The following is a 24,762-nucleotide window of genomic DNA, read 5'->3' on the forward strand; positions in this document are numbered from 1 at the left end:
GTAACGATCTTTTGAGAAGAATGAAGAACACTTACTTTTTTCATTTGTGCAGAAATCCTTTATGATAAAGAGGAAAAGGAGGGCAAAGTGGTGGGAATACATGTAGAATACGTCATGAATCAGCTAGAAGAGGGAAAGTGGAGAGAGGTCAAACGCGAAATTCAACAAGAAATGAAGAAAAAACCTCAAGCATCTGATTTGTACTGTTACTTAGCGGTTTGTTTAGCAAAGCAAATCGAAGAATCAATTATCTTTGAAAAAATGGTATTAAATTTAGAAATGGACCGAGCTCTTCATCAGGCACTAACATTAAATCCATCTTCAAGCTTGGCGCACTTCGTTCGAGGAATAAAATACCGGGAAACTCCGCTTATGTTTGGAGGGAATTACGAAAAATCGCTGTCTTATTTGCAGCGGGCGCAAGATCTTGGTTTTGAAGGGATTATGCTGCCGCTCGAACTCGCCAAAACCTATATTCAATTAAAAGAAATGGAAAAAGCGAAAGAACAAATCGCCTATGCCCGGGAAATCAATCCTACTCACGGAGATATTAAAAAAGTCGAAGACATGCTGCAAACAGGACGGTGAATCAAAAGTCCTGTTTTATTTTTGGTTTTGAGGAAACATATGCTGATTTTCATAAAGAATTGCTTTTTATATAATAATAAGAATATTTATAAAAATTTTAAGAAATGCATGTAAGTCCAACGACTTCTTAACTGCTAGATTTTCTACATTATTAGAGCGTTCAGTCTACATAATTCCAAAAATAGTAAGAAACTATCAGCCTATGGATAAATTGTTGGAAAATATAGATAATTGTAAATGAATAGAGAAAAAGGTAAACATGCAATTAACTAAAAAAGCAAAGGTCTGATTTACTTTGCTTTTTATTTATACATATATGTAAAAAATATCATAATAAGCCAATTTATTCTTTGTGAAATCCATCGTTTCAGACGATGTGAAATAATGTATTTGAAGGAGGAGACCCAGATGAAGGTTATGAAGATGTTGGTTATTGCATTATTTAGTTTAAGTTTAGTTGTCACACCAGCTGCTGCTGAAGTTCCGGGTGTCGACCATTCAATGAAACGAGGTGCTACACAAGGAATTGTAGCGGCATCTCACCCACTGGCTGCTGAAGCGGGAAGGAAAGTTTTAGCTGAAGGCGGAAACGCTGTAGATGCGGCAGCTGCCATTCAATTATCTCTAAACGTTGTGGAACCGATGATGTCAGGTATCGGCGGCGGCGGCTTTATGATGATTTATGAAAAAAAGAAAGATAAAATTACGATGTTAGACAGCCGTGAAATGGCACCAGCTGATGTCACGCCTAAGCTGTTTTTAGATTCAAAAGGAAAAGTCATCCCTTTCAGTAAGCGTCACATAACAGGAAAGGCAGTTGGAGTTCCTGGTACGCTAAAAGGAGTAGAAACAGCCCTTAAAGATTATGGAACAATGGACTTATCAGATGTTATTAAACCAGCTATTACTCAAGCAGAACAAGGAATCAAAGTAAATTGGTCGATGGCTCAGTACATTGATGAAAATGTAGACAAGCTTGAAAGATACCAAACGGCCGGTAATGTATTTGTGCCGAATGGCAAGCCGTTAAAAGAAGGAGATAAGCTTATTCAGGCCGATCTTGCTAAAACATTAAAGCTTATTCAAAAAGAAGGATCAGACGCTCTTTATAAAGGAGAAATTGGAAAAGCGCTTGTTAAAGAAGTTCAAAAACGCGATGGAAGCATGACCATGGATGATTTGAAAAATTACGTTGTAAAAGAACGTGAGCCGGTCAAAACAACTTACCGAGGCTACGATGTGGTTAGTGCAGCTCCTCCTAGCTCCGGCGGATTAACCGTGCAGCAGATTCTAAAGCTAATGGAAGGTTATGATGTAGAAAAAATGGGTTCCAATACGCCTCAGTATTTGCAGCATTTAACGGAAGCGATGCACTTAGCTTTCGCGGACCGCGCGGCGTATATGGCAGATGAAGACTTTTACGAAGTGCCGAAAAAAGGACTGTTAGATGAAGATTATATTAAAGAACGTCGTAAATTAATTAATCCAAACAAAGCAACGCCTAATGTCAAAGAAGGAGACCCTTGGAAATATGAAGGAAAAGAAAATCCAAATAAAGCAACAGTAAAGGAAGAAAATCCAATCGGCCAAACGACTCATTTCTCTGTTGTAGACAAATGGGGAAACATGGTTTCTTACACGACTACCATTGAACAAGTTTTTGGTTCAGGAATTATGGTTCCTGACTACGGATTTATGCTCAACAATGAAATGACGGATTTCGATGCCACTCCGGGAGGCGTGAACGAGGTTGAGCCTAAAAAACGTCCTCGAAGCAGCATGTCTCCAACGATCCTGTTAAAAGACGGAAAGCCGTTTATGGCAATTGGTTCACCGGGAGGCCCCACCATCATTGCGTCTGTAGCAGAAACGATTATGAATGTTATTGACCATAAGATGCCGATTCAAAAAGCGATTTTAACACCTCGTATTTATTCAGGCGGCTACCCAACCGTAAGATGGGAACCTGGCTTTAGCCAAGATACAATTCTTGAAATGATGGCCAAAGGACATGCGTTTGAAGAAAAGCCTGAGCACATTGGAAACGTTCAAGCGGTTATCTATGACTATGAAACGGGGAAAATGTACGGAGGCGCTGATAATACGCGCCAAGGCACGGTACTAGGAGTAGACGCAATTAAATATGTATCCAAACAGCCAAAACCAATTAAAGAAGAGAAAAAAGGAGAGTTTACAGTTGAAGTCAACCGTGCCGTTTATCCATTTACTGATAAGCAAGTGAAGCTGATTGATGGAAAGCCTTACGTTCAGTCGGATCGCCTGCTGTTAGGCTTAGGCGTCATTGATTCGAGTGACTTAAAGCTGTATAAACCAAATCATCACTCGTATTTATCAGTTATCAAAGTAGCCAAATCACTTGGCTACAAAGTGAAATGGGATGAAGAAAAGAAAGTGGTCTCATTAGAAAAAGATCCTGGTGAAGACGATGCCGGCGATGATGAAGACGGAGACGTTATTACAAATTAAAAAAGAGACTGGGACAAAAGTAGTTTAGGTGAAGAAAAATCCGAACGATGAATTGAGATTCTTGATGGAGAATCCAACTCGTTCGGATTTTTTTATTGGTATGGCAAACGTAGGTTTTCAGTGTGTAGTTACTTCTAGCTGTTGCACGTAAATCAACAGCGGTGTAACGAGCGATCCATACTCGCTCCTTTATTCCATTTGTTCATCTTTAAATTGAATGAATTTTGTTATGTCGCAATCTCTTTTTTATGAAAGCAAATAAAATTGGCGATTTTAAACCAAACGACAAAAAAATTTGCGTAGTTTGCCAAAAAGTTGTAGAAATCGACAGTTTTTTTTGCATGTGTAAGAAAACCCGTGATAGAAAGACTGATAGAATGCTACAAACAAAGTTGGCATCATTTTTGCATAAGAAATAGATGAGGGGCTGTATCAATGAAAAAAATACATAGTTACATAAACACCTATGTTTACTTCACACAGAATAAAATGCAACGGAGGTATAGAAAATGAAAAAAGACATTTCAATTATCGGTGTACCAATGGATTACGGACAAACAAGAAGGGGTGTAGACATGGGGCCGAGCGCGATCCGCTATGCAGGCATGAATACACGCTTAGAAGCTCTTGGCTATACCGTACACGATGAAGGCGATATTAAAGTAGAAATTAAAGAGCGGGCAGACGTAGATAAAAATACGAATTTGAAAAACTTAGCGGCTGTAGCGAGCGGAAATGAACAGCTTGCTGCACGAGTTGAAGAAGTGAGAGAGCAAGACCGTTTTCCGTTAATATTAGGCGGAGACCACAGCATTGCAATTGGAACGCTTGCAGGAGTCGCGAAAGGTTCAGAAAATTTAGGCGTTATTTGGTATGATGCTCACGGTGATTTAAACACCGCTGAAACATCTCCATCAGGCAATATTCACGGCATGCCGTTAGCGGTGAGCCTTGGTATTGGACATCCTGTACTTTTAAATATTGGAGGGTATACCCCAAAAATTAAACCTGAAAATCTAGTTATTATCGGTGCACGCTCATTGGATGATGGTGAAAAAGAGTTAATTAAAGAAAAAGGAATTAAAGTGTATACCATGCATGAAATTGATCGTTTAGGTATGACGCAAGTGATGAAAGAAACGATTGATTATTTAAGCGGTACAGACGGCGTGCACCTGTCGCTGGACTTAGACGGCTTAGATCCGGATGATGCACCAGGCGTAGGTACACCTGTAAAAGGCGGCATCAGCTACCGAGAAAGTCATTTAGCAATGGAAATGCTAGCGGAAGCAGATATGGTGACATCTGCTGAATTTGTAGAAGTGAACCCTATTTTAGATCAGCATAACAAAACTGCAGAAGTAGCGGTTGCGTTAATGAGTTCATTGTTTGGCGATAAGCTTTTATAAGAAAGAGCTACTTAATAGGTATCGTGTAGAAGAAAATCTTTTATGATCCAATAAACGTTCATGCAGGGCTAAGCGGCTGCCATCCTCGCTACGGGGCTGGCGCCATTTGAAAAACATCCGGCATTAATGGACTTGAGCCATGAAGAGCTACCTAGTAAGCGGCTATAAAAACAAAATAAACCTAAAAAAAATGAAAGCGATTTCATTTTTTTATGCAGCAAAGGGAGGAAATGGGATGAATATTCCACAGGGACAGCCAGGAGAATTAAAAAGAACGATGAAAACAAGGCATCTTTTTATGATATCACTAGGAGGATGTATTGGTACCGGTTTTTTTCTGGGTTCAGGTTATACCATCAATGAAGCAGGTCCGATGGGAGCAATGATTTCCTACTTAGTAGGAGGGATCATTATGTATCTAACGATGCTGTGTCTTGGAGAATTATCTGTTGCTATGCCAGTTGCAGGATCGTTTCAAACGTACTCCACTAAATTTATCGGCCCTGCAACCGGTTTTGCGATTGGATGGCTGTACTGGCTAGGATGGGCAGTAACGGTGGCGCTTGAGTTCTTAGCTGCCGGACAATTAATGCAAAGATGGTTCCCAGACTCGCCCGTTTGGTTATGGTGCGCCATTTTTGGAGCGTTAATTTTTTCACTAAATGCACTTTCAGCTAAAGCATTTGGTGAAACAGAATTTTGGTTTTCAAGCGTTAAAATTTTCGCCATCATTATGTTTATTGTTGTAGGCGGAGCGGCGATGTTTGGACTCATTGATATGAAAAGCGGACAGGAAGCACCGCTTCTATCAAACTTCTTTGCCGAAGGGCTGTTTCCAAATGGCGTAACGGCTTTGCTGATTACAATGATTACGGTGAACTTTTCGTTTCAAGGAACAGAATTGATTGGAATTGCGGCAGGGGAAAGTGAAAATCCAGAAAAAACAATTCCAAAAGCGATTAAGCAAACGGTTTGGCGTACGCTTTTCTTTTTCGTCTTATCCGTGTTTGTCCTAGCAAGCATGATTCCTCGTGAAAAAGCAGGCGTCGTAGAAAGCCCATTTGTTGTTGTGTTAGACAGTGTAGGTGTACCTTACGCGGCGGATATTATGAACTTTATCATTTTAACAGCTCTTCTTTCAGTCGCAAACTCTGGATTTTACGCGGCTACACGTATGCTTTATTCTCTTTCAAGAGAAGGAATGGCAAGTCCTGCGCTTGGAAAAGTTAACAAAAGAGGAGTTCCGTTTAATGCACTATTAATTACGCTTGTGATTTCATGTTTTTCGCTGCTTTCAAGCGTAGTGGCAGCTAAAACCGTTTTTGTATGGCTGATTTCACTCGCTGGACTCGGTGCTCAAATTGGCTGGATTGCGATTACCGCTTCACTGCTTGCATTTCGTCGTGCTTACGTGGCTAAAGGTGGAAAAGTGGAAGATCTGAAATTTAGAACACCTCTTTATCCGGTTCTTCCTATCGTAGCGCTTATTACGAACTGTATCGTTATGATCAGTCTTGCGTTTGATCCCGAGCAGCGAATGGCGTTATACTGCGGAGGTATTTTCTTTATAGGCTGCTATGTTTATTATTATTTGAAAATTCGAAAACAAAATCAGTCAAAACAAGAGCAAGAAGTTCAGCTTGCGGAAAATAAACGAATGATTATTTAACATAAAAAACCCGGAAAATCGTGATTTTCCGGGTTTTTCATGTACTCGTTTTTAGCTATCTAGTGTTGTGTCTTCATTTTTACGGCGGCGGAGCCTCCATAGCGTGATAAGAGCAACCAGTGTAAGAACAATACCGCTGCCGAGCAGGATATGACTCACTGTTTTATCCTGCTTTTTTTGGCCTTGCTCAAAATATTTCTTGTACATTGCCACCGCAGCTTTATTTTGCTTGTATTTTCTGGGAACGCTCACTTCTTTTCCGAGTTTCCAGCCGTCTTTATAAGCTTTTTGCTGTAAAGATTTCACATCTTTATTCGAATAAAAACCTGCTTTGTACCATTTTTCTAGCTCGGGCTTGTCCTGAAGACTTTTAGGCGCTCTATAGGTCTGATAAGTGAAAGCTGAGTCGTATCCGTCTGCTTTTACGTCTTTTTGCTTTTGTTTCTGTCCTTTTTCATATCCTTGCTCAAAGGCTGTTTGCAATTCGCCTTCTGCTTCTGCAGGTACTTCTAATGAAAGGACGTGATAGCCTTGTACGTAGCCCTGCTTTTCAAACTGCTTTTTTTGGTGCTTCAGCACTTCGGCTTTAGCGGTTTCAAAGCCTTCTGTAAAAGCCTGACGTGTGACATCCTCATCATCATACATGCTCGGAACACTCATTGAATCATTTTCAAGACCTTGGTCATAGCCTTCTTTTTTTGCTTTAACAGATAAGTCCATTAAAGAAATAGCTTTTTTGTAGCCTTGAACATACCCTTTATTCCAGTCGGATGACTTAGAAGGAAAAGGGTCGATTTCTGACTGAATAGTAGCATGTTTGTAATCAAGGACGCCTTGCTGATAGCCTTCCTCTTCGCCGGCAGCCATTTCATTTTCTTGTTCAGTCTTGAGTTCTTCCTCTTTTTGCTGCTGTCCTTTTTTATATCCTACCGTATACCCCATCATAAACCACGTGAATTCTTCAGAAGATTTGTCCAGTCCTGTTGTTTGATCAAACTGTTCGAATTTTTTCTGTGCGTATCCATCTTCTTCTCCAAGCGAATAGCCTTCTTGATAGAGGGAGTCAAAAATTGCTTTTACATCTTCAGTTGTATCCACGTCTGTTGACTGGTCCAAAACGTCGGAAGAGGAGTCCGGGGAATCGGGAGTAGCATAAGAAGGGATGGGATCACTTGCAAGAATAAGTAAGCAAGCTGTACTAATAACGGCTAATTTTTTTTTCATCATTTCTTCACCTTTTAGTTCAAAGTCAATGTTTATTTTGTAGTTTAAGCGTACAGCTTTCCATGTAGAAAGGCGTGTAAAAGTTTTTCCAATTATGAAAATTATAACATTTAAATGAGAAGGAGAATAGGTGGTAAAAAGGAGAAATATGTGTTTTTTACAGAGTTTTATTTTTGTCGCTGTTTTGCTTTTTTCACTTTAAATGAACGATAAAATACTTCAGCTACAAAACAGAACAAAAGGAAAAAAAGGACAAATAGTTCAGCGAACTCCATAACCCGAAACGGACTGTAGGCATTTTGCAAGGCCATGGAAAAACTAAATCCTTGTATCATATCCACTCCCATAGAAAATCCCATTAAGCATCCTAACAGCAAAGCTGATATCCAAACGATTTTCATACGTCTCACTCTCCGGTTTTGTTTTTTTTCTTGAAAACATTCTACCGATAGTTTTTGTTATTTTTTTGTCTTACGCGTTGATTGCTCTATTAAAAATTGCATACAAAGCATTTATTTGGAAAAATCTAAAAAAAAGAAAAGAAAGGTGTTTTTAATCGTGCCTTCTTTATTTAAAAATAAAAAAAGCAAAGACAATACAAAGGAAACAGAAGGTTCGCTACCAGAGGAACAAGAACTGCTGATACAGTCGCTTGAAGGTAATATAGCCAACATAAAAAAGCGAACGGGGAACAGCTCGGATATGGTGATCCGCTATATAAAAATCGGGGAACGGGCAGCTATTCAAGCGGCCGTTATCTATATAGACGGGATTGTAGACAGTCAGTCTATTCAAGAGCTTTTAGTAGACACCATGATGAAAGATGACGTGTTTTCTGAACCAATAACGCCTCAAAACGCCTTTACGTTATTAAAAGAAGATGTAGTAGGAATTGGAGACGTTGCGATTTTACATACGTGGAGTGAAGTTTTTCCAGCCTTGATGTCAGGAGACACGCTTATTTTGATAGATGGAAACAACCATGCAATGAGTGCAGGTACGAAAGGCGGAGAGTGGCGTTCGATTCAAGAGCCGACTACACAGCTTGTCGTTCGGGGTTCGAAGGAAGGGTTCACGGAATCGATTGCTAAAAACATGCCCATGGTTAGGCGAATTATCAAATCGCCCGACTTATGGGTAGAAACGATGAAAATTGGGAAAGTAACGCGGACCGACGTTTCAATGATGTACATTAATGGAATTGCCAATGACAAAATCGTAAAAGAAGTAAAGCAGCGTCTTAACCAAATTAATATCGATAGCATTTTAGAATCAGGCTATGTGGAGCAGCTTATTGAAGACCAAACGTACACTACTTTTCCTACGATGTATCACACGGAGCGTCCCGATATCGTTGCAGGAAATCTGCTAGAAGGGCGTATTGCGATTTTTGTAGACGGAACGCCATTTGTGCTGATTGCGCCGGCTGTTTTCATTCAGTTTTTTCAGTCTCCTGAAGATTATTATTCGCGCTTTGATATTGCAACATCGATTCGTTTTTTACGCATTCTTATTTTTTTCATTTCACTAATTGCACCGGCTACGTATGTAGCGATCACAACGTTTCATCAGGAAATGGTTCCCACGAAGCTGCTCATCGCCATTGCTGCACAGCGGGAAGATGTTCCGTTTCCTTCCTTGGTTGAAGCACTCATTATGGAAGTCACATTTGAAATTTTACGAGAAGCCGGTATTCGACTTCCAAGGGCGATCGGTTCTGCAGTTTCAATTGTAGGAGCGCTCGTGATTGGGCAAGCATCGGTTCAAGCGGGGATTGTATCTCCAGCGATGGTTATTGTTGTGGCGATGACGGCGATAGCAAGCTTTGCTACACCTTCTTTTGCCATTGCGATTTCTGCGAGGCTCATTCGTTTTGTTTTTATGATTGCAGCAGCTACTTTTGGGTTTTATGGCATTATTCTGTGCTTTTTAATGATGATTGTTCACCTCTGCAGTCTTCGTTCATTTGGCGTTCCATATATGACGCCTCTTGCTCCATTCATTCCGAGCAATTCAGGTGATACCATTGTTCGCATGCCGTGGTGGATGCTTAGACAAAGACCAAGGCTCATTAGTAGTGGAAATATGACGCGAGAAGGAGACGGACAGCGGCCAATGCCTCCTAAAAGCCGAGGAATGGCAAACACTACGGTGAAAGAAGGCGATCAAAATGATGCGTAAAGGGCTCTTATGTACAGTAATGGCGTTTACGATTTGCTTTCTTTCAAGCTGCTGGAGCAGTAAGGAATTAACCGATTTAGCGATTGTCGCAGCGATGGGAATTGATAAAACAAAAGATGGTCAGTACCAAATCACGCTGCAAATTATTAATCCAGGTAACGTAGCCGGCGGTCTTCAAGGAGGCGGCGGAGGTACACAAAGTCCGTCTGTTTCTGTATACGGAGCAAAAGGCGCAAACTTAGTGGAAGCAAGCAGAAGAGCATCGAGCACTGTATCAAGAAGACTGTACTACGCTCATACAAACTTAATTGTTATCGGAGAAAGTCTAGCGAGAACCGAAGGCATTGATGTTATTATTGATGGCATTGACAGAGATCCGGAATTTCGAATTACATCTGATATGGTCATTGCAAACGGCGTAAAAGCCTCCAGCTTCGTAAAATCTCTTACGCCAATTGATAAAATTCCAGCTAATAAAGTCCTTAAAACGCTGGAGCTCACCGAACAAAAGTGGGGAGAACATATGAAAGTATCGGCTCAAGAAGTTATGAAAAACCTCGAATCTCCGGGAAGTCAGGCCCTGATGTCAGGGTTTGGAATAAGAGGTAGCGCTCAAAAAGCCCAAACGCTGCAAAATCTTCAGCAAACTGCTCCTGAATCCACTCTTCGTGCAGAAGGACTCGGCATGTTTAAAGATGGCAAGCTGATTACATTTTTATATGGAAAAAAAGCGCGAGGCGTGATGTGGCTGCGGGATAAAGTGCAGGGAACAGATGTGAATATTTCATGGAAAGATAAAAAGAAAGCCATTGCTTATCAAGTCGTTCGTCAGCGAACAAATGTGAGTGCAAACATGGTAAACGGCAAACCAAAGATGATTGTAAGAACTAGGGTAGAAGGAGATATTGGTGAAATGGAAGTACCTGTAGACATTAAAAATCCATTTATAATTCTTGATATTGAAAAAAAAATAGAAGCAGCAATTGAAAATGAAATAAAAGCAGCGTTTGCTTTTGCTCAAAAAAACAGACGGATGTTGTGGGATTTGGAGAAGTCGTGCACGAAAATTATCCGAGGCAGTGGAAAAGGCTTCAGCACGAGTGGAGCGATGTCTATTTTCCTGAAGTGGAGATGGATGTGAAAGTAGAAGCGTATGTAAGACGAGCAGGTTTGCGAAACAAGTCGTTTATGTCTGATGCCGTAAAACAACGACAGTAAACAGGAGGAGGAGGGAGCAATGAGTGGAAAAAGTGAAAATTAGCTCTGTGCAGTTTTTTATTTTAATCGTCCTTTTTGAACATGGAAGCGCATTGCTCATTCCGCTTGCAATGGATGCAAAACAAGACGCCTGGCTTGCTATTTTACTTGGTATGTTTGGGAGCTTGTTGCTTTACCTCATTTACTACCGGCTGTATAGGTACTACCCTGACATGCTGCCAACAGAATACATGCAAAAGCTGTTAGGAAAAGTCTTGGGATCCGCACTTGCTTTTTTATATTTGCTTCATTTTTCATATGCTGCCGCTCGCGTACTCCGTGATTTTGGAGAAATGCTGCTGACATTTGGCTATCCCGACAGCCCTTTGTTTGTGGTGAACGCGATGCTGATGCTGTTGATTATTTATACCGTGCACAAAGGACTTGAAGTAGTGGCTCGAGCAGGAGAGCTAATGTTTATTTTGATGTATATCTTGGCTGTAGCAGGATTTGTGCTTATTTTTGTTTCAGGCCTAATTGATTTTAGCTCTTTAAAACCGATACTCGGAGATGGGATTTGGCCGGTTTTGAAAACGGTGGCTACTCAGACTCTGTATATTCCGTACGGAGAAGCTGTTGTGTTTACGATGATTTTTCCATATGTAAAAGATTCTAAAAAAGTAAAGCTTGTAGGCCTTTGCGGCATTGTGTTAAGCGGCATTAATTTAGCAATTACAATGGCGATTAATGTTAGTGTATTAGGGATAGGATTGACTAACAGGTCAGTCTTTCCGCTTTTAAGTACGGTAGAGAGCATTAGAGTAGCTGATTTTTTAGAACGGCTGGACGTGTTTTTTATGATTGCATTAGTCATCGGAGGATTTGTTAAAATCAGCGTCTTTTTTTACGCTGTCATTGTTGGACTTTCCACATTGTTTAAGGTGAAACGACCTTCTGCGCTGACATATCCTGTGGGCACGGTGATTTTATTTTTTTCTTTGACGATTGCAAGTAATTTTCAAGAGCATTTAAAAGAAGGGCTAACGATTATGCCGGTATTGCTTTTTATCCCTTTTCACGTAGTGATTCCGTTTACGCTGCTCTGTATAGCATTTATTAAACATCGCATGAAAAAAACAAACGCGCTGCAGCCATCCTAACGGCTGCAACGCGTTCGTCTGCTATCTGCTACTGCAAATGCAGCTGCTCCCGCTCTTTTTTTACTTGTTCTAGCTGTGAAATCGTAACAAGCTGATACCCTTGTGCGTGAAGCTGCTTCATAATTTCAACCGCTGCTTCGGCACTTGTTTGATAAATATCATGCATTAAAATAACTTTTCCGTCTCCGACTTGGCTCATAACTGCTTGAACGGAGTGAGGAACGTTTCTATATTTCCAGTCTTCGGGGTCGATATCCCATAGAGTCACGCCAACATTTCCGATATAACGTCTTACATTTGCGTTCACGGCTCCATAAGGAGGGCGTACGTGCAGCGGTTCATAGCCGCTCACTTGTTTAATGAGCGCTTGGGTATCGCCTATTTGATGTTTGACCTGCGCTTCGTTCAACCGTGTGAGCTGAGGATGATCCCAAGAGTGATTTCCGACCTCGTTGCCTTCCTTGACCATACGTTCGATTGTTTCAGGATAATATTGAACGCGGCTTCCTAACACAAAAAAGGTAGCGTGCCCGTTCACTTCTTTTAATCCATCTAAAATCACATTGGTAGATGCAGGGTTAGGTCCATCATCAAAGGTCATCGCAACGACTTTTTTAGTTGGATCAATAGGCGCTCCTTGCTGCGGCATTTCGTTAACGATATGTTTTGGAGGCGTTTCTTTGACTTTATTTTTATTTGCTGCTTCGTTTTTGTAAGCATCGCTCAGCATGTCTTTAAATAAATCTTTTTGGATAGCGATTGTTTTGGTTTTCGTTTGTTCAGCACCTAGCTGATAAGGCTTAAAATAGATCACAATACTGTTTTCAAGCAGCGCAAACTGACTGAAATTTTGATTAGCTGCCTGAGTTCCTTTTTGAAGGTCCGGGTCAAAATCAGCTGTTTTCATTTGGTTTTTTAATTCAGCATATGAAATAGCCGAAAGGCGATCTAAATAGTTTGCATCTTCTTTAAATAAATTCTTTAACGTCATTTGTTTTTGAGCAGGCAGGTCGAAGGTAAAGGTTTTGAGAGAAGACGTCCCTTTCTCTCCATTTACAGATTCATATTCATCAAAGACAAGGCTTAGCGTTTGCTTGCTGTAATGGACGATTTTATATGTGATCGTTAACTCAGATTTTTTCTTTTTTGACTGCTTCTTCAGCTTTTTTTCATAGTGTGCCACTTGATCTGTTATGTAAGCTTGAATGGATTGATCGATTTCTTTTTTACCAAAGGAAGGGTAGCTAATGGCATAGCCTCCGTCGGTAAGGTCCTTAACTAGCGTTTGAATTTCAACGTTTGGATAGGTTTGATCTGTTTGAATACTTGCCGTTTTTTTCTCTGTACTGTTTGCTTTAACGATATACCCTGCTGTACCAAGAAACAAAATACAGCATCCAAGCAGTGTCAAAATACGTTTGTAGCCCATGGTTTTCATGTAGTAATATTCCCCTTTTTGTATATATCTACCTAATAGACGCATGAGACGATCATTTAGTTTTACTTTTTTTTAAAAAAACCAAACTATTTTTCTACTTATTCCGTCTACCTTATAGATGTACTTCAGCAAGAGAAAATAGAAGGGTATGAAAGACGATGAAAAAACATGATGCACATCAGATGCTCATAGCGTGCGTAACTGAGCATAAAGCAGATTTTTACCGGCTTGCTTTCAGCTATGTAAAAAATCAAGAAGATGCGCTTGATATTGTGCAAGAATCGATTAAAAAAGCACTCATTTCAATGGACAGTATCAAGGATATTCAATCGATTAAAAGCTGGCTTTATAAAATTGTTGTACGAACAGCAATCGATTTCCTGCGCAAGCATAAACGTTTAATGCTTATGGACGATGAAGCGCTTGAGTACTTGAGCAGCGGACGTGAAGATCAGTATGAAGATATCGATTTAAACCAAGCAATGGATCAGCTGCCGGTTAAATATAAAACCATTATTATTCTGCGTTTTTTCGAAGATTTAAAAATGGACGAAATTGCGGAAATTATTGAGGAAAATGTAAATACGGTCAAGACAAGGCTATACAGAGCGTTGAACCTGTTGCGGATTACGATGACGGAGGAGGACTTAGAACAATGAATGAAAAAATAGAAAAGTTAAAGAAGGAGTATCATGACATTCCTATTCCAGAGGAATTAGATGATGTTGTTGCAAAGGCACTTTCTTCATATTCTCGTAAAAAGAAATCCTATATTTGGCCGAGCGCAATTGGGGCAGCAGCGGTGATTTTTATCACAACGGTGAATGTGAGTCCAGACGCGGCAAATGCAATGGAAAAAATTCCTGTGCTTGGAAAAGTAGTAGAAGTGATCACATTTGATGAACTAAAGCAAGAAGAAAAGCATTCTCGTATTGACGTGAAAACACCATCGATTTCAGGCTTGGAAAACAAAGGTCTCCAAACAAGCTTGAATGAAAAGTATATAAAAGAAAACGAGCAGCTGTATGAACAGTTTAAAAAAGAGATGAAAACATTAAAAAAAGGAGAGAAAGGAAACGTGGCTGTCAGCAGCGGCTATGATATTATGACGGATACCGATGATTTGCTTGTGGTTCATCGATATGTGGAAGAATCGAGAGCTTCAACGTCGAGCGTCAATCAGTACGACACGATTGATAAAAAACACGAAGTGCTCGTTACGCTTCCAAGTTTGTTCAAAGATAAAAGCTATATAAAGGTCATTAGTGAAAATATTAAACAGCAAATGAAAGATCAAATGAAACATGAAGAAGGCAAAATCTACTGGCTGACTGAAGAAGATATGGATCCTTTTAAAGAGATTGATGAAAATCAAAGCTTCTACATTACGAAAGATCATAAGCTTAGAATTGTATTTGATAAATACAAAGTCGCCCCAGGATATATGGGAAACGTTGAGTTTGAAATTCCAACGGATGTTATTTCAAACCTTCTGGTTGGTAAACGGTATATTCATTAAAAAACAGGCGTGAACGCTGAACGTTCACGCCTGTTTTTTACATAAAGAAACGTTTAAATTTATTTTTATGCAAAATAAGTTGAAATATATAAGCAATCATGTATAATATTTTGTATATATTTTCATTCTTTTTGTTTATAAAGTCTTAGGGGAAAATGATGTGAACGGTTGCATTTCTAGAGAGGAAGTGAAGAGGTGAAACGCACGTTAAATCAAGATACAATTAAAGATGCCATGCTGTTTAATCAGCTTGTGATGCAAGTAAGTAAAGCTCTTTGGAAGTCTACTGAAAAGGATTGGGAGCAGTGGGTTAAGCCGTACGATCTGAGCATTAATGAGCATCACATTTTGGGGATTGCTTATCAGCTGGAAATCGCGTCGATGACCGACATTTCAAAGCTAGGCGTCATGCATTTATCCACAGCTTTTAACTTTGCAAAAAAATTGCACTTGCGGGGCTATCTTACCCTTTCTAAAAATGAGAAAGATAAGCGGAATACATACGTACAGCTCACAGAAGAAGGAAAAAAGATGTTTTTAAAAACGCTTGAGGATTATAACCCTCTTGAAAATCCTTTGTTTCAAGGAGCGATGCCGCTTCGAGATGTTTACGGAGAGCTGCCTGACTTTGTGGAGCTGACGGCTCTGATTCGAAGCATATACGGAGAGGATTTTGTCCAGTTTATCGAACGTTCTTCTCAAGAGCCCGCTAGCTTTAAAAAATAAAAAAGCCTTCTTGTGCAAGCTGAGAAGGCTTTTTTGCATATTAACTTTTTTCAGTTAACCGTTCAAGTTCTTCTGAGGAATGGGCCATCTTCTCAATACGCAGAGACAGCTGCTTCATTACATCGGCTATTTTTTCAAGTTCTTTTTTTGTTAGAACGGTTTGCTGTTTGTTCTCGGTTGTTATGCTAAGAACGTTCGTGAAAAAAGAAGTAATGTTGTTCATATTGTCAGCCGTATCTTTTGTTAATGTAGCGACTTCTCCGCCTAGGGCCGAGACGCTTTCGATTTGTTTTTGAATGTCTCCGATAAAAGTGGAAATATTAGCAATCGATTTCTTCGTTTCTTCTGCAAGCTTCCGTACTTCCTGTGCCACCACTGCAAATCCTTTTCCATGCTCGCCCGCTCGAGCAGACTCAATTGAAGCGTTTAGTGCTAATAAATTCGTTTGCTCCGCAATAGAAGTAACAATCGAAACGATTTGATGAATTTGTTGTGATGTGTGTTCGAGCGTTTTCATTTTGTTTTGAATGAGCGACGTATTTTTTTGTATGCTTCCAAGCATGTTTTGTTCTTCTTTTAATTTTGCTTGACTTGTAACAGATTCTTTCTCAATGACTTCTGCTAGTTCAGAGCTTTTGTTTGCATAGGAAACGACGTCAGAAGACTGACTGTGCATTTGATTCATAAACGTTTTCGTTTCTTCAGATAACGAAGAAAGGATAGAGGATGTACGCGAGATTTCTAGCTGAATTTTCTCTTTTTGAGTCTGAAGTCCAGCGCGCCGCTCGTCATATTCAAGCTCATAGGCTTTTAACACAATTTGCTGTTCTAGACTAATAAGCTTTGTCATACTTGCAATAAAAGCCAGACATTCTTCTTTTGATTCCATCGTACGTTCACATACTGAAAGAAGCGAAGTAAATAAATTTTGAAATGCGCACAAATACCAGTTTGGCTCAAGTCCAATTTTGACGTGCATCTTGGAAATTTTTTGACGTTTTACCACAAAAGCATCGTCTATTTGTCCATCAAACATTTCTAAAATATGCCGTTTTAACGTTTGCTTTAATGCATGGACGCTGCTGTGCTTTTCGATAATCGCAACCAAATGAGGCTGTTCGCCAATAGCTTTGTAAAAATCGTTCACGATCTCTTCGATGGCATTCAGCGCGTGAACTTGAAATCTGGCAATCCGTTCGAGATCCTCTGCTGTTAAGGAAATCATGTTAATCTGCTTTTTTATCATCGGGTCCGATACATGAAGCTTTACAGTGATGGATTCGACAGCCGCTGCTTCGGCGTGCGCTTTGTTTCGTTTAAACCAATTCATGTTTATCACCTTTATTTGCTAGAATAGTTGTTTTTCTCTTCTTCTTATATTTCGGCGTTTTACATCCAAGAGTTGAGGCTGTTTAAGAAGATTGTTATCAAATTGTTATCTTCTATTAATTGAATTGTTATCCGCAGATGGTATGGTTGTACGGTGCTTAAAACATGATTCGGGGAGGAAACGAAATGAAAAAAATGCTATCGGCGCTTCTTGTAGGAGGAGCTTTATTTGCAAGTCCGGCAATGGGACACGCTGCGTTTGGCGACACGGTTTTAAAACAAGGGATGACAAATGATGATGTTGAACAAGTTAAAACGGTGTTAAAAGATAAAGGATTTTTAAAAGGCGAAGTATCGCGTTATTTTAATTATGAAACAAAAAAAGCGGTTATGGCTTTTCAAGAGAAACATAACCTAGAAGCAGATGGAATTGTTGGAGAGAATACATACAATGCATTAGGTAAAGGCGGCGTTGTAGAAGGCGAATCAGAAGTGAATACGGATAAAGTAATCAGCAAAGCAAAATCTTTAATGGGCACGCCGTACAAATGGGGCGGCACTACACCTTCAGGATTTGACTGCAGCGGATATCTTCAATATGTATATAAAGAAAGTGTAGGCGTTGATATTCCCAGAACGGTTGAAGATATCTATAAAGCAAGTGAAAATGTAAGTGAACCGCAGGTAGGAGATCTTGTGTTTTTTGAAACGTACAAAGAAGGGCCTTCTCATGCAGGCATTTATCTTGGAGACGGAAAATTTATTAACGCATCGTCTTCTAAAGGTGTGACAATTAGCGATAAAAATTCAAGCTATTGGAAAGAGCGCTATATAGGAGCAAAGCGTATTGCAGCCAACTGATTCTTCATTTAATAGATAAGACAAGACAAAGCTTAGGAGCTTTGTCTTTTTTTGTTTGGGTTTCAGTAGGTAGGAGGAAGTAGGAAGTAATCATGTGTAAAACGGGCTAGTCATGTGCGTATTTGTATGGAAATATAATAAAAGTTCTGTCACCTTTCTGATAAAGCTTGTATATATTGATAAAGTAATCTCTTAGGTTACGTCAATTGTTGTAGGTAATTTGAAGGGATAGCAGTATAAAAAGGAGGAACAAACTTTATGTTTTTTTGTTGTTACCGTCGCTATGTAGAAAAGATAAAACATCTGTTGTTTTCAAATCGATTTGCTGAATTTATTCAGGAAAACACAAAGAAAGCAGTAGAAGAAGTCGTTTATTCTGACACGTTCAAAGAATACGTAATAAGTATTATTAAAGAATCTCAAGAATCACCTTTTAAAGAAATTGCCGAGCAGTATATTGGAAAAGAAGTTGTGATTGAAACAACGGCTGGTTCACTAGAAGGTGTTGTGACATTTGTAGGAGATGATTATTTAGAATTAGTAGAGTCTCCAACATCAACGGTACTACTTCCATTTACAAGCATTGTTACTATTCAAGGCGCTTAAACGAAAGGAGAGAAAAGTATGTTTCAAGATACATTACGAGAAAATGTTGGCTCATTTGTGCAAATCATCACAGCTATTGACGTTATTAATGGGACCCTGCTTGCTGTTACGGACGCAGCGGCTGTTGTACGTACATCAAGCTCATATGGTGAGCCAACGAACGTAACCATTCCACTAGTAGCTATCACGTATGTTCGAATTTTCAGCGGAGTTGAGTGAGTTTGAAAGTATCAGTGATTATTCCAGCCTGTAACGAAGAAGATTCATTATTACCTGTGCTTAAAGAAGCTCAAAAAATAAAGCCGTTTGAGATTATTGTCGTAGTAAATGGATCTAGTGATGCAACTAAGGCAATAGCCGAGGATGCAGGCTGCCGCGTCATTTATTATGAGGAAACTCTTGGCATAAATATCGGAAGAGCCATTGGGGCTAAAAAAGCAAAAGGAGACATTTTGCTTTTTTTGGACGGAGATATCGCGGTTCCTCATCAAGAGCTGATAAAATATACGCAAGCTATAGAAACCGGTCATGATATAGCGTTAAACGACCTGACGTGGATTATGAAACGAAAGGTACGTCCTCATTCTGTTTCCGTTGCGAAATACATGCTGAACTTATGCTTACAGCGTGAAGATTTATCCGTTCAAGCCTTAACAGCCATTCCTCATGCTATCAAAAAAACATCAGCAGCTAAAATCGGGTACGAGAACTTAGCTCATCCCCCGCTCGCTCAAACGATTGCTCTTTTAAAAGGAATGTCAATCGTTGCACCGTGTTCTTCAGACGTTATTTATACCAATAAGATTAGAACCACCCACAAAACAATTCCTACCAATTCACCTTTTCCTATTTCCACTAATTATATTATTGGAGATCACATTAAAGCGTTAGCTCATCTTATCGAAGAAAAAGGCATAAGAGGCGGACTAACAGACGGCGATCGAAATCGAGAAGTTGTTTCCGCTTATACACCAAGCGTGAAGCGGAAAGCAGGCGTTAAGTACAGTGCTGTTATCCCAGTAGGTGAAGAAAAAGAAACGATTGCAAACGTGATCCAAGAAGTAAAAAAAGCCGGAGTGGAAGAAATCATTGTAGTTGTCAACGGAGCCGATGAAGTGACGGTTAAGCGAGCAATTGAAGCGGGTGCTACTGTTCTTCATTACAAGCAGCGGCTTGGGCATAATGTACCTCGAGCAATCGGTGCGATGTACAGCAGCGGTGAGATTTGCTTGTTCATAGATGGAGACATTGTGATTTCCGCGGAAAATTTACGTCCGTATTTAGAAGCAGCTGACCAAGGCATTGATGTAGCGCTTAATAATTTAGAGTGTCTGCTTGACGAAGTGCATCCTATTCACTCGGTAAGTACTGCCAAATATTTTCTGAACCTTGTCTGTAAACGTCCTGATTTGACAATTAATACAACAACGGCTATTCCACATGCCATTAAACGAGGTGTAATGGAGAAAGTAGGCTACGAATCTCTTATTATTCCGCCTTTATTTCAATTAAAAAGTATTATGTACGGCTTTAATGTCCAGCCTGTTCACTTTGTGGATGTGGCGCGAACAAACCGGATTCGAAAAGAGCATATGAAAGTCAAAGGTCTAGCAGCATCAACTCAGCGAATTTTAGGAGATTATGTAGAGGCCATGGCGTATTATATTAGCCAAACTAGCGAAAGAGGCGAATTTCTTCCCGACATCCGAAGACATGATCTTTTGTTTGAGGTGTTGAAGAATGAATAAAAAAGTTGCCGTTATTGGTCTAGGGTATGTGGGACTGCCGCTTGCTCTTTTGTTTGCTAAGAAAAACTACACCGTGATTGGACTTGATATTGACGTTCGGAAAATTGAAGCGCTAAAACAAGGGAAAAGCTATATTCCAGACGTATGTAATGATGTGATTCAAAGTGAGAAAAATTTTCAAGCATATGAACTGAAAAAAGGGATTTCCGCATTTCAAGCATGTGATTATGTAGTGGTGACCGTGCCAACTCCTATTACAGAAAATCATAATCCAGACCTAGGACCCGTTATTAGCGCATCTACGTTTTTGAAAGAACATATGGTAAAAGGACAAACCGTTATTTATGAAAGCTCTACCTATCCAGGCACGCTTGAAGAAGTCGTTTTACCTATTTTAAAGGAGTCTGATTTGCAAGCGGGAGTTGATTTTTATTTAGCTTACTCTCCAGAGCGAGTCGATCCAGCAAACAAGTCGTACGACATTGAGTATATTCCAAAAGTGATTAGCGGCTACAGCAAAGACTGCCTTTATCACGTGCAGACGTTTTATGAAAGTATTTTTCAGCAAGTCGTACCTGTTTCTTCTCCAAAAGTAGCGGAAATGTGCAAGCTGTTTGAAAACATTCAGCGCCTTGTCAATATTTCGTTGGTGAATGAAACAAATGAACTGTGCGAAGAATTAGGGATTGATTTTCATGAGGTCTTACAGGCGGCATCTACTAAGCCGTTTGGGTTCACACCGTATTATCCAGGTCCCGGAATTGGAGGACACTGCATACCCGTTGATCCGCTTTATTTTTTATGGAAACTAAAGCAAAATGGGTTAACAAGCGAACTTATTGAAGCTGCTCATCATATTAATGAAGAAATGCCAAATAAAGTAATTAGACGTGTTCAAAAGCAGATCGCTGCAAATGAGAAACGCGTGTTTGTTGTAGGCATGGCGTATAAAAAAGACGTAAATGATATGCGTGAATCGCCGGCGCTGACGGTATGTGAAGGTCTTTTAGCAAAAGGATATGAGCTGACGTATCATGACCCTTACATTGAATCCGCTATATTAAATAAACAAACGTATTTCTCTGTCCCGCTGACAAAAGAAGAAGTTAAAAAAAGCGATGTTGTACTTGTGTTAACCGATCACAGTCAAATCGATTGGTCGATTGTAAAATACGCAAAAAAAGTTGTAGATACAAGAGGTATTTTAAATGAATGAAGCCGCTGAATTGTTCAGTGGTTCTTTTTTTAGGGGGGATATCAATGAAAACTCTTTCTGTCGTTCTGCCCGTTTACAATGAGGAAGAAATGTTAAAAAACGTGCTTAAGCAAATTAAGAAAGTGAACGTGCTTGAAATTATTGTGGTCGCAAACGGCTGTACCGATGCTTCAGTGAAGATAGCGAAAGAAGAGGGGTGCACGGTAAAAGTAATAGAAAAGCGTATGTCTCCACATGAAGCGAGAATGGAAGGGGCAAAGACTGCCAAAGGAGATGCCGTCTTGTTTGTAGACGGAGACATTATTCTTTCGGCTTCCGAGCTTGAGCGTTTTGTTCAGCCTTTGTTATTTGGAAATAGCGATGTTGTGCTAAACAAGTGGGGAAAAATGAAAACGAATGCTTTTAACCGCAGCGAGCTGATGTGGAGTACGGTTTTGCATCATGCTCTTGGGAAGCCTCATCACACCAACGCTTATTTAAAAGCGCCTTACGGGGTACAGTTAAGCGTGTTGAAGAACTACTGGGAGCTGCCGCCTCTTTCGTTATTTGTGACATTTTTAACACAGTACCGCGTAAGTATGTCTATGTCGATTGAAACACAGGGGAAAGGAAGCTTTCGTCCATTTGATCGCCCGCTGCGCACCAAAGAGCGAATTCAATCCTACCAGAAGCTTCTTCAAACATACTATACGCTGGCGTCAAATCGTAAAAGGCGAGTGAATATGCTTGCGCAGCCCATTCCAGTTGTGGAGCACGGATGGGGGAAATTATCTTCTTTTTATGGAGGAAAACAGCTGTCTATCATTATTCCAGTTTGCAACGAAGAACAAACAATCAAACAAGTGATTGCAGAAGCAAGAAAACTTGAGCCTTTAGAAATCATTGTCGTGATTAACGGTTCCACTGATCAGTCGGAGGCGTATGCCAAAGAACAGGGTGTCAAAACCCTCGTCTACGATGAGCGGTTAGGGCATGATTGCGGAAGAGCTGCGGGGGCTCTTGCAGCAACGGGAGATATTCTTCTCTTTATAGACGGAGATTTTGTTCTTTCAGCTCAAGAGTTGTATCCATTTGCTTCAGCGGTAGCGAGCGGCGTTGATGTAGCTTTAAACGTATGTGAAGATGAAGCGAAGCTCACGCATGTTGTGCAGGGGTGGAAGTACGTGTTAAACGAGACGGTAGGAAGAAAAGATTTATTAATGAGCTCGATGACAGCTGTTCCTCATGCCATAAGCAGAGAGTGCCTGCAAAAAATTGGACTCCAGTCTCTTGTAATACCGCCTTTTGCTCAAGTAAAAGCGATAATAGAAGATTTTCGTGTGCAGGCCGTTCACCATGTTGACGTAAATAAGTTCAATCGGTTTCGATATTCTGAGCACATTCCATTAAAGAGCCATTCTCCTACGGCAGAACTCATTATTCACGATCATATTTTTGCTTTTCTCTCTTATCTTCAGCGTGACTGAGCAGGGAGTATTGCCTTACTTCTAAAAGAAACGTTTAAAATGAGATAAAGAAATTTGCTGATATCTTGTTTTTCTGTTCTAACCCCTTGAATTTGTTCACAGTTGTAACTAAAATTGTTACATGTGCAGACAAAAGTAAAAAAGGAGGAAAAGAAATGAAAAGCTATCAGCTTGGAACGTTTTTACTTCGTCTTATGTTAGGGCTAACGTTTTTTATTCATGGCCTTGGCAAATTCCAAAGCGGTATTGATAATACGGTCGGTTTTTTCCAGAGCATGGGCATTCCTGCGTTTTTCGCTTATGCGGTTGCGGTTATTGAATTCGTAGGGGGAGCCGCTATGATTCTTGGATTTCAAACGCGTTTAATCGGTGTCTTGTTTGCGATTGTAATGATTGGCGCTATTTTTACAGCGAAAAGCGGTGCTGGTTTTACAGGCGGCTATGAGCTTGAGGTTGCCCTTTTTGTCGTTTCGCTTCATATGATTCTAGCAGGAAGCGGCGCGTACGCGTTAGACAACCGGTTACAAAAACCAGAAGAACATTATTCTTAAAAAGGTAGGCGCTATGTGCCTACCCTTTTTTGTAAAAAATATCCTTCTATCGATTCATTTTTACTAAAATATACAGCTATCATTTTTAAGAAAATTCGTATATATGGTACTATTTGGTCATAGATGACTACACAGTCATTCTATTTGAACGATACGGGGAGGTTTTAACATGAAAACCGAAAGAGAAAACGGAATTGTCCGTCAAGTGAATACGATTCAAACAAAAGAAGAGCGATTTAATCCTTTTTCATGGTATGAAGAGATGAGAAACAGCGCGCCTGTGCAATGGGATGAAGAAAGGCAGGTATGGGATGTTTTTCACTATGACGGGGTCAAAGAAGTGCTAGAACAAAAGAATGTTTTTTCTTCTGATCGAAGACCTCCACAAAACCAAAGACAAACTGCTCTGGGAACGAGCCTAATTAATATTGATCCGCCTAAGCATGCTGAAATGAGAGCGCTTGTCAATAAAGCTTTTACGCCTAAAGCAATGAAAGCATGGGAGCCTAAAATTGCGCGTATTACAAATGAATTATTACAAGAAGTGGAGCATCTTGAAGATATTGATATAGTCGAGCATCTGTCCTATCCGCTTCCGGTTATGGTAATTGCCGATATTTTAGGCGTGCCGATAGAAGATCAGCGTCAGTTTAAAGATTGGTCGGATATTATCGTAGCGGGTCCTTCTAATAACGAACGTGAAACGCTCGAAAAATTGCAGCAAGAGAAAATGAAAGCAAATGATGAGCTAGAAACTTACTTTTATCGAATCATTGAAGAAAAACGCACACGTCCAGGAGATGATATTATCTCCGTGCTTCTTCAGGCAAAAGAAGAAGGGAAACAGCTAACGGATGAAGAAATCGTCGGTTTTTCTATTTTGCTGCTGATTGCAGGAAACGAAACAACCACAAATTTAATTTCAAACACGATTTATTGTTTAATGGAAGATAAAGCTTCTTTTGAACGACTCAAACAAGAGAAAGAACTTTTGCCTTCTGCGATTGAAGAAGTTCTTCGCTATCGTTCACCCGTTCAAGCTCTTCACCGAATCGTAAAAGAAGATGTGACTCTTGCAGGCAAGAAACTAAAAGCGGGCGAACACGTCGTTCCATGGATGGGATCTGCGCATCGAGACGCTCAGTATTTTGAAGACCCGGATGTATTTAAAATCGATCGAAAGCCAAATGTGCATATGGCATTTGGAAGAGGCATTCATTTTTGCTTAGGAGCACCGCTTGCTCGAATAGAAGCAAAAATTATGCTGGCTGAGCTGATTGACCGCTATCCGCAGATGGACTGGAGCCCGTCATTTGAGTTAAAGCCGATTGAAAGCACGTTTGTGTACGGGTTAAAAGAATTATTGATTCGTAAACATGTATAAAAA

Annotated in this window: 21 protein-coding genes and 1 pseudogene; 18 read left to right on the forward strand and 4 right to left on the reverse strand. The window is 40.0% G+C overall.

Translation table 11 applies throughout. The features are described 5' to 3' along the window. Positions 1-90: 90 nt before the first annotated feature. From ACFX4E_RS05015 to ACFX4E_RS05030, 4 genes are all read left to right on the forward strand, one after another. Complete coding sequence (locus ACFX4E_RS05015; protein WP_253351746.1) at positions 91-588, forward strand: tetratricopeptide repeat protein; 498 nt, start codon at positions 91-93, stop codon at positions 586-588. Between the two features lie 408 nt (positions 589-996). Beyond that, entirely contained in the window at positions 997-3,075 is a 2,079-nt protein-coding gene (gene ggt, locus ACFX4E_RS05020; protein WP_377237839.1) for a gamma-glutamyltransferase, read from the forward strand. A 509-nt stretch (positions 3,076-3,584) separates the two neighbouring features. After that, a complete protein-coding gene (gene rocF / locus ACFX4E_RS05025) occupies positions 3,585-4,484 on the forward strand; it encodes an arginase (RefSeq protein WP_013058586.1) in 900 nt (299 codons plus the stop codon). Between the two features lie 235 nt (positions 4,485-4,719). Further along, positions 4,720-6,153, forward strand: coding sequence for an amino acid permease (locus ACFX4E_RS05030; protein WP_043978423.1), 1,434 nt, complete (start codon positions 4,720-4,722; stop codon positions 6,151-6,153). A gap of 51 nt (positions 6,154-6,204) precedes the next feature. On the opposite strand, the gene ACFX4E_RS05035 is transcribed toward ACFX4E_RS05030, so the two are convergent. Next, positions 6,205-7,377 carry a hypothetical protein gene (locus ACFX4E_RS05035; protein ID WP_377258861.1) on the reverse strand — a complete coding sequence of 391 codons (1,173 nt, stop codon included), beginning with the start codon at positions 7,375-7,377 and terminating at the stop codon, positions 6,205-6,207. 167 nt (positions 7,378-7,544) lie between these two features. After that, entirely contained in the window at positions 7,545-7,778 is a 234-nt protein-coding gene (locus tag ACFX4E_RS05040; protein ID WP_377237837.1) for a YczF family membrane protein, read from the reverse strand. 157 nt (positions 7,779-7,935) lie between these two features. Between ACFX4E_RS05040 and ACFX4E_RS05045 the strand changes: the two genes are divergently transcribed. From ACFX4E_RS05045 to ACFX4E_RS05055, 3 genes and pseudogenes are all read left to right on the forward strand, one after another. Continuing rightward, positions 7,936-9,558 (forward strand): spore germination protein, encoded by a 1,623-nt coding sequence (locus ACFX4E_RS05045; RefSeq protein ID WP_377237836.1) that lies wholly within the window; start codon positions 7,936-7,938, stop codon positions 9,556-9,558. Further along, positions 9,548-10,776 (forward strand): annotated as a pseudogene (locus ACFX4E_RS05050) (Ger(x)C family spore germination protein). Before ACFX4E_RS05045 ends, ACFX4E_RS05050 begins: the two are co-directional and overlap by 11 nt. A 23-nt stretch (positions 10,777-10,799) precedes the next feature. Further along, positions 10,800-11,915 carry a GerAB/ArcD/ProY family transporter gene (locus tag ACFX4E_RS05055; protein WP_377237835.1) on the forward strand — a complete coding sequence of 372 codons (1,116 nt, stop codon included), beginning with the start codon at positions 10,800-10,802 and terminating at the stop codon, positions 11,913-11,915. Between the two features lie 28 nt (positions 11,916-11,943). Here the strand turns inward: ACFX4E_RS05055 and ACFX4E_RS05060 are convergent, their stop codons facing one another. Continuing rightward, positions 11,944-13,353: a polysaccharide deacetylase family protein gene (locus ACFX4E_RS05060; protein WP_377237834.1), complete on the reverse strand. Its 1,410-nt coding sequence runs from the start codon at positions 13,351-13,353 to the stop codon at positions 11,944-11,946. A 158-nt stretch (positions 13,354-13,511) separates the two neighbouring features. Between ACFX4E_RS05060 and ACFX4E_RS05065 the strand changes: the two genes are divergently transcribed. From ACFX4E_RS05065 to ACFX4E_RS05075, 3 genes are all read left to right on the forward strand, one after another. Beyond that, on the forward strand, positions 13,512-14,012 hold the full coding sequence (locus tag ACFX4E_RS05065) for an RNA polymerase sigma factor SigV (protein ID WP_377237833.1): 501 nt from the start codon (positions 13,512-13,514) through the stop codon (positions 14,010-14,012). After that, a complete protein-coding gene (rsiV, locus tag ACFX4E_RS05070) occupies positions 14,009-14,872 on the forward strand; it encodes an anti-sigma-V factor RsiV (protein ID WP_377237832.1) in 864 nt (287 codons plus the stop codon). Before ACFX4E_RS05065 ends, rsiV begins: the two co-directional genes overlap by 4 nt. A 195-nt stretch (positions 14,873-15,067) precedes the next feature. Continuing rightward, positions 15,068-15,598, forward strand: a complete 531-nt coding sequence (locus ACFX4E_RS05075) for an HTH-type transcriptional regulator Hpr (protein WP_028411008.1) — start codon at positions 15,068-15,070, stop codon at positions 15,596-15,598. Between the two features lie 40 nt (positions 15,599-15,638). On the opposite strand, the gene ACFX4E_RS05080 is transcribed toward ACFX4E_RS05075, so the two are convergent. Then, positions 15,639-16,928: a globin-coupled sensor protein gene (locus tag ACFX4E_RS05080; protein WP_098249090.1), complete on the reverse strand. Its 1,290-nt coding sequence runs from the start codon at positions 16,926-16,928 to the stop codon at positions 15,639-15,641. A 185-nt stretch (positions 16,929-17,113) separates the two neighbouring features. On the opposite strand from ACFX4E_RS05080, the gene ACFX4E_RS05085 reads away from it, so the two are divergent. The 8 genes from ACFX4E_RS05085 (at position 17,114) to ACFX4E_RS05120 (ending at position 24,759) form a co-directional block, all read left to right on the forward strand. Beyond that, positions 17,114-17,788 (forward strand): C40 family peptidase, encoded by a 675-nt coding sequence (locus ACFX4E_RS05085; RefSeq protein WP_028411010.1) that lies wholly within the window; start codon positions 17,114-17,116, stop codon positions 17,786-17,788. 258 nt (positions 17,789-18,046) lie between these two features. Then, positions 18,047-18,394 (forward strand): DUF2642 domain-containing protein, encoded by a 348-nt coding sequence (locus ACFX4E_RS05090; protein WP_028411011.1) that lies wholly within the window; start codon positions 18,047-18,049, stop codon positions 18,392-18,394. Between the two features lie 18 nt (positions 18,395-18,412). Beyond that, the gene (locus ACFX4E_RS05095) at positions 18,413-18,613 is read left to right on the forward strand and encodes a hypothetical protein (RefSeq protein WP_028411012.1); all 201 of its coding nucleotides are present in this window, start codon (positions 18,413-18,415) and stop codon (positions 18,611-18,613) included. Further along, positions 18,610-20,142, forward strand: a complete 1,533-nt coding sequence (locus tag ACFX4E_RS05100; protein ID WP_483879949.1) for a glycosyltransferase family 2 protein — start codon at positions 18,610-18,612, stop codon at positions 20,140-20,142. Before ACFX4E_RS05095 ends, ACFX4E_RS05100 begins: the two co-directional genes overlap by 4 nt. Further along, entirely contained in the window at positions 20,135-21,358 is a 1,224-nt protein-coding gene (locus tag ACFX4E_RS05105; protein WP_377237830.1) for a nucleotide sugar dehydrogenase, read from the forward strand. Before ACFX4E_RS05100 ends, ACFX4E_RS05105 begins: the two co-directional genes overlap by 8 nt. A gap of 44 nt (positions 21,359-21,402) precedes the next feature. Then, positions 21,403-22,824, forward strand: a complete 1,422-nt coding sequence (locus ACFX4E_RS05110) for a glycosyltransferase family 2 protein (RefSeq protein WP_377258864.1) — start codon at positions 21,403-21,405, stop codon at positions 22,822-22,824. Between the two features lie 155 nt (positions 22,825-22,979). Further along, positions 22,980-23,375: a DoxX family protein gene (locus tag ACFX4E_RS05115; protein ID WP_377237828.1), complete on the forward strand. Its 396-nt coding sequence runs from the start codon at positions 22,980-22,982 to the stop codon at positions 23,373-23,375. 169 nt (positions 23,376-23,544) lie between these two features. Next, positions 23,545-24,759, forward strand: a complete 1,215-nt coding sequence (locus ACFX4E_RS05120) for a cytochrome P450 (protein ID WP_060747182.1) — start codon at positions 23,545-23,547, stop codon at positions 24,757-24,759. Positions 24,760-24,762: the final 3 nt, after the last annotated feature.

The organism is Priestia sp. YIM B13491 (assembly GCF_042787605.1).
Lineage (GTDB): Bacteria > Bacillota > Bacilli > Bacillales > Bacillaceae_H > Priestia > Priestia megaterium_E.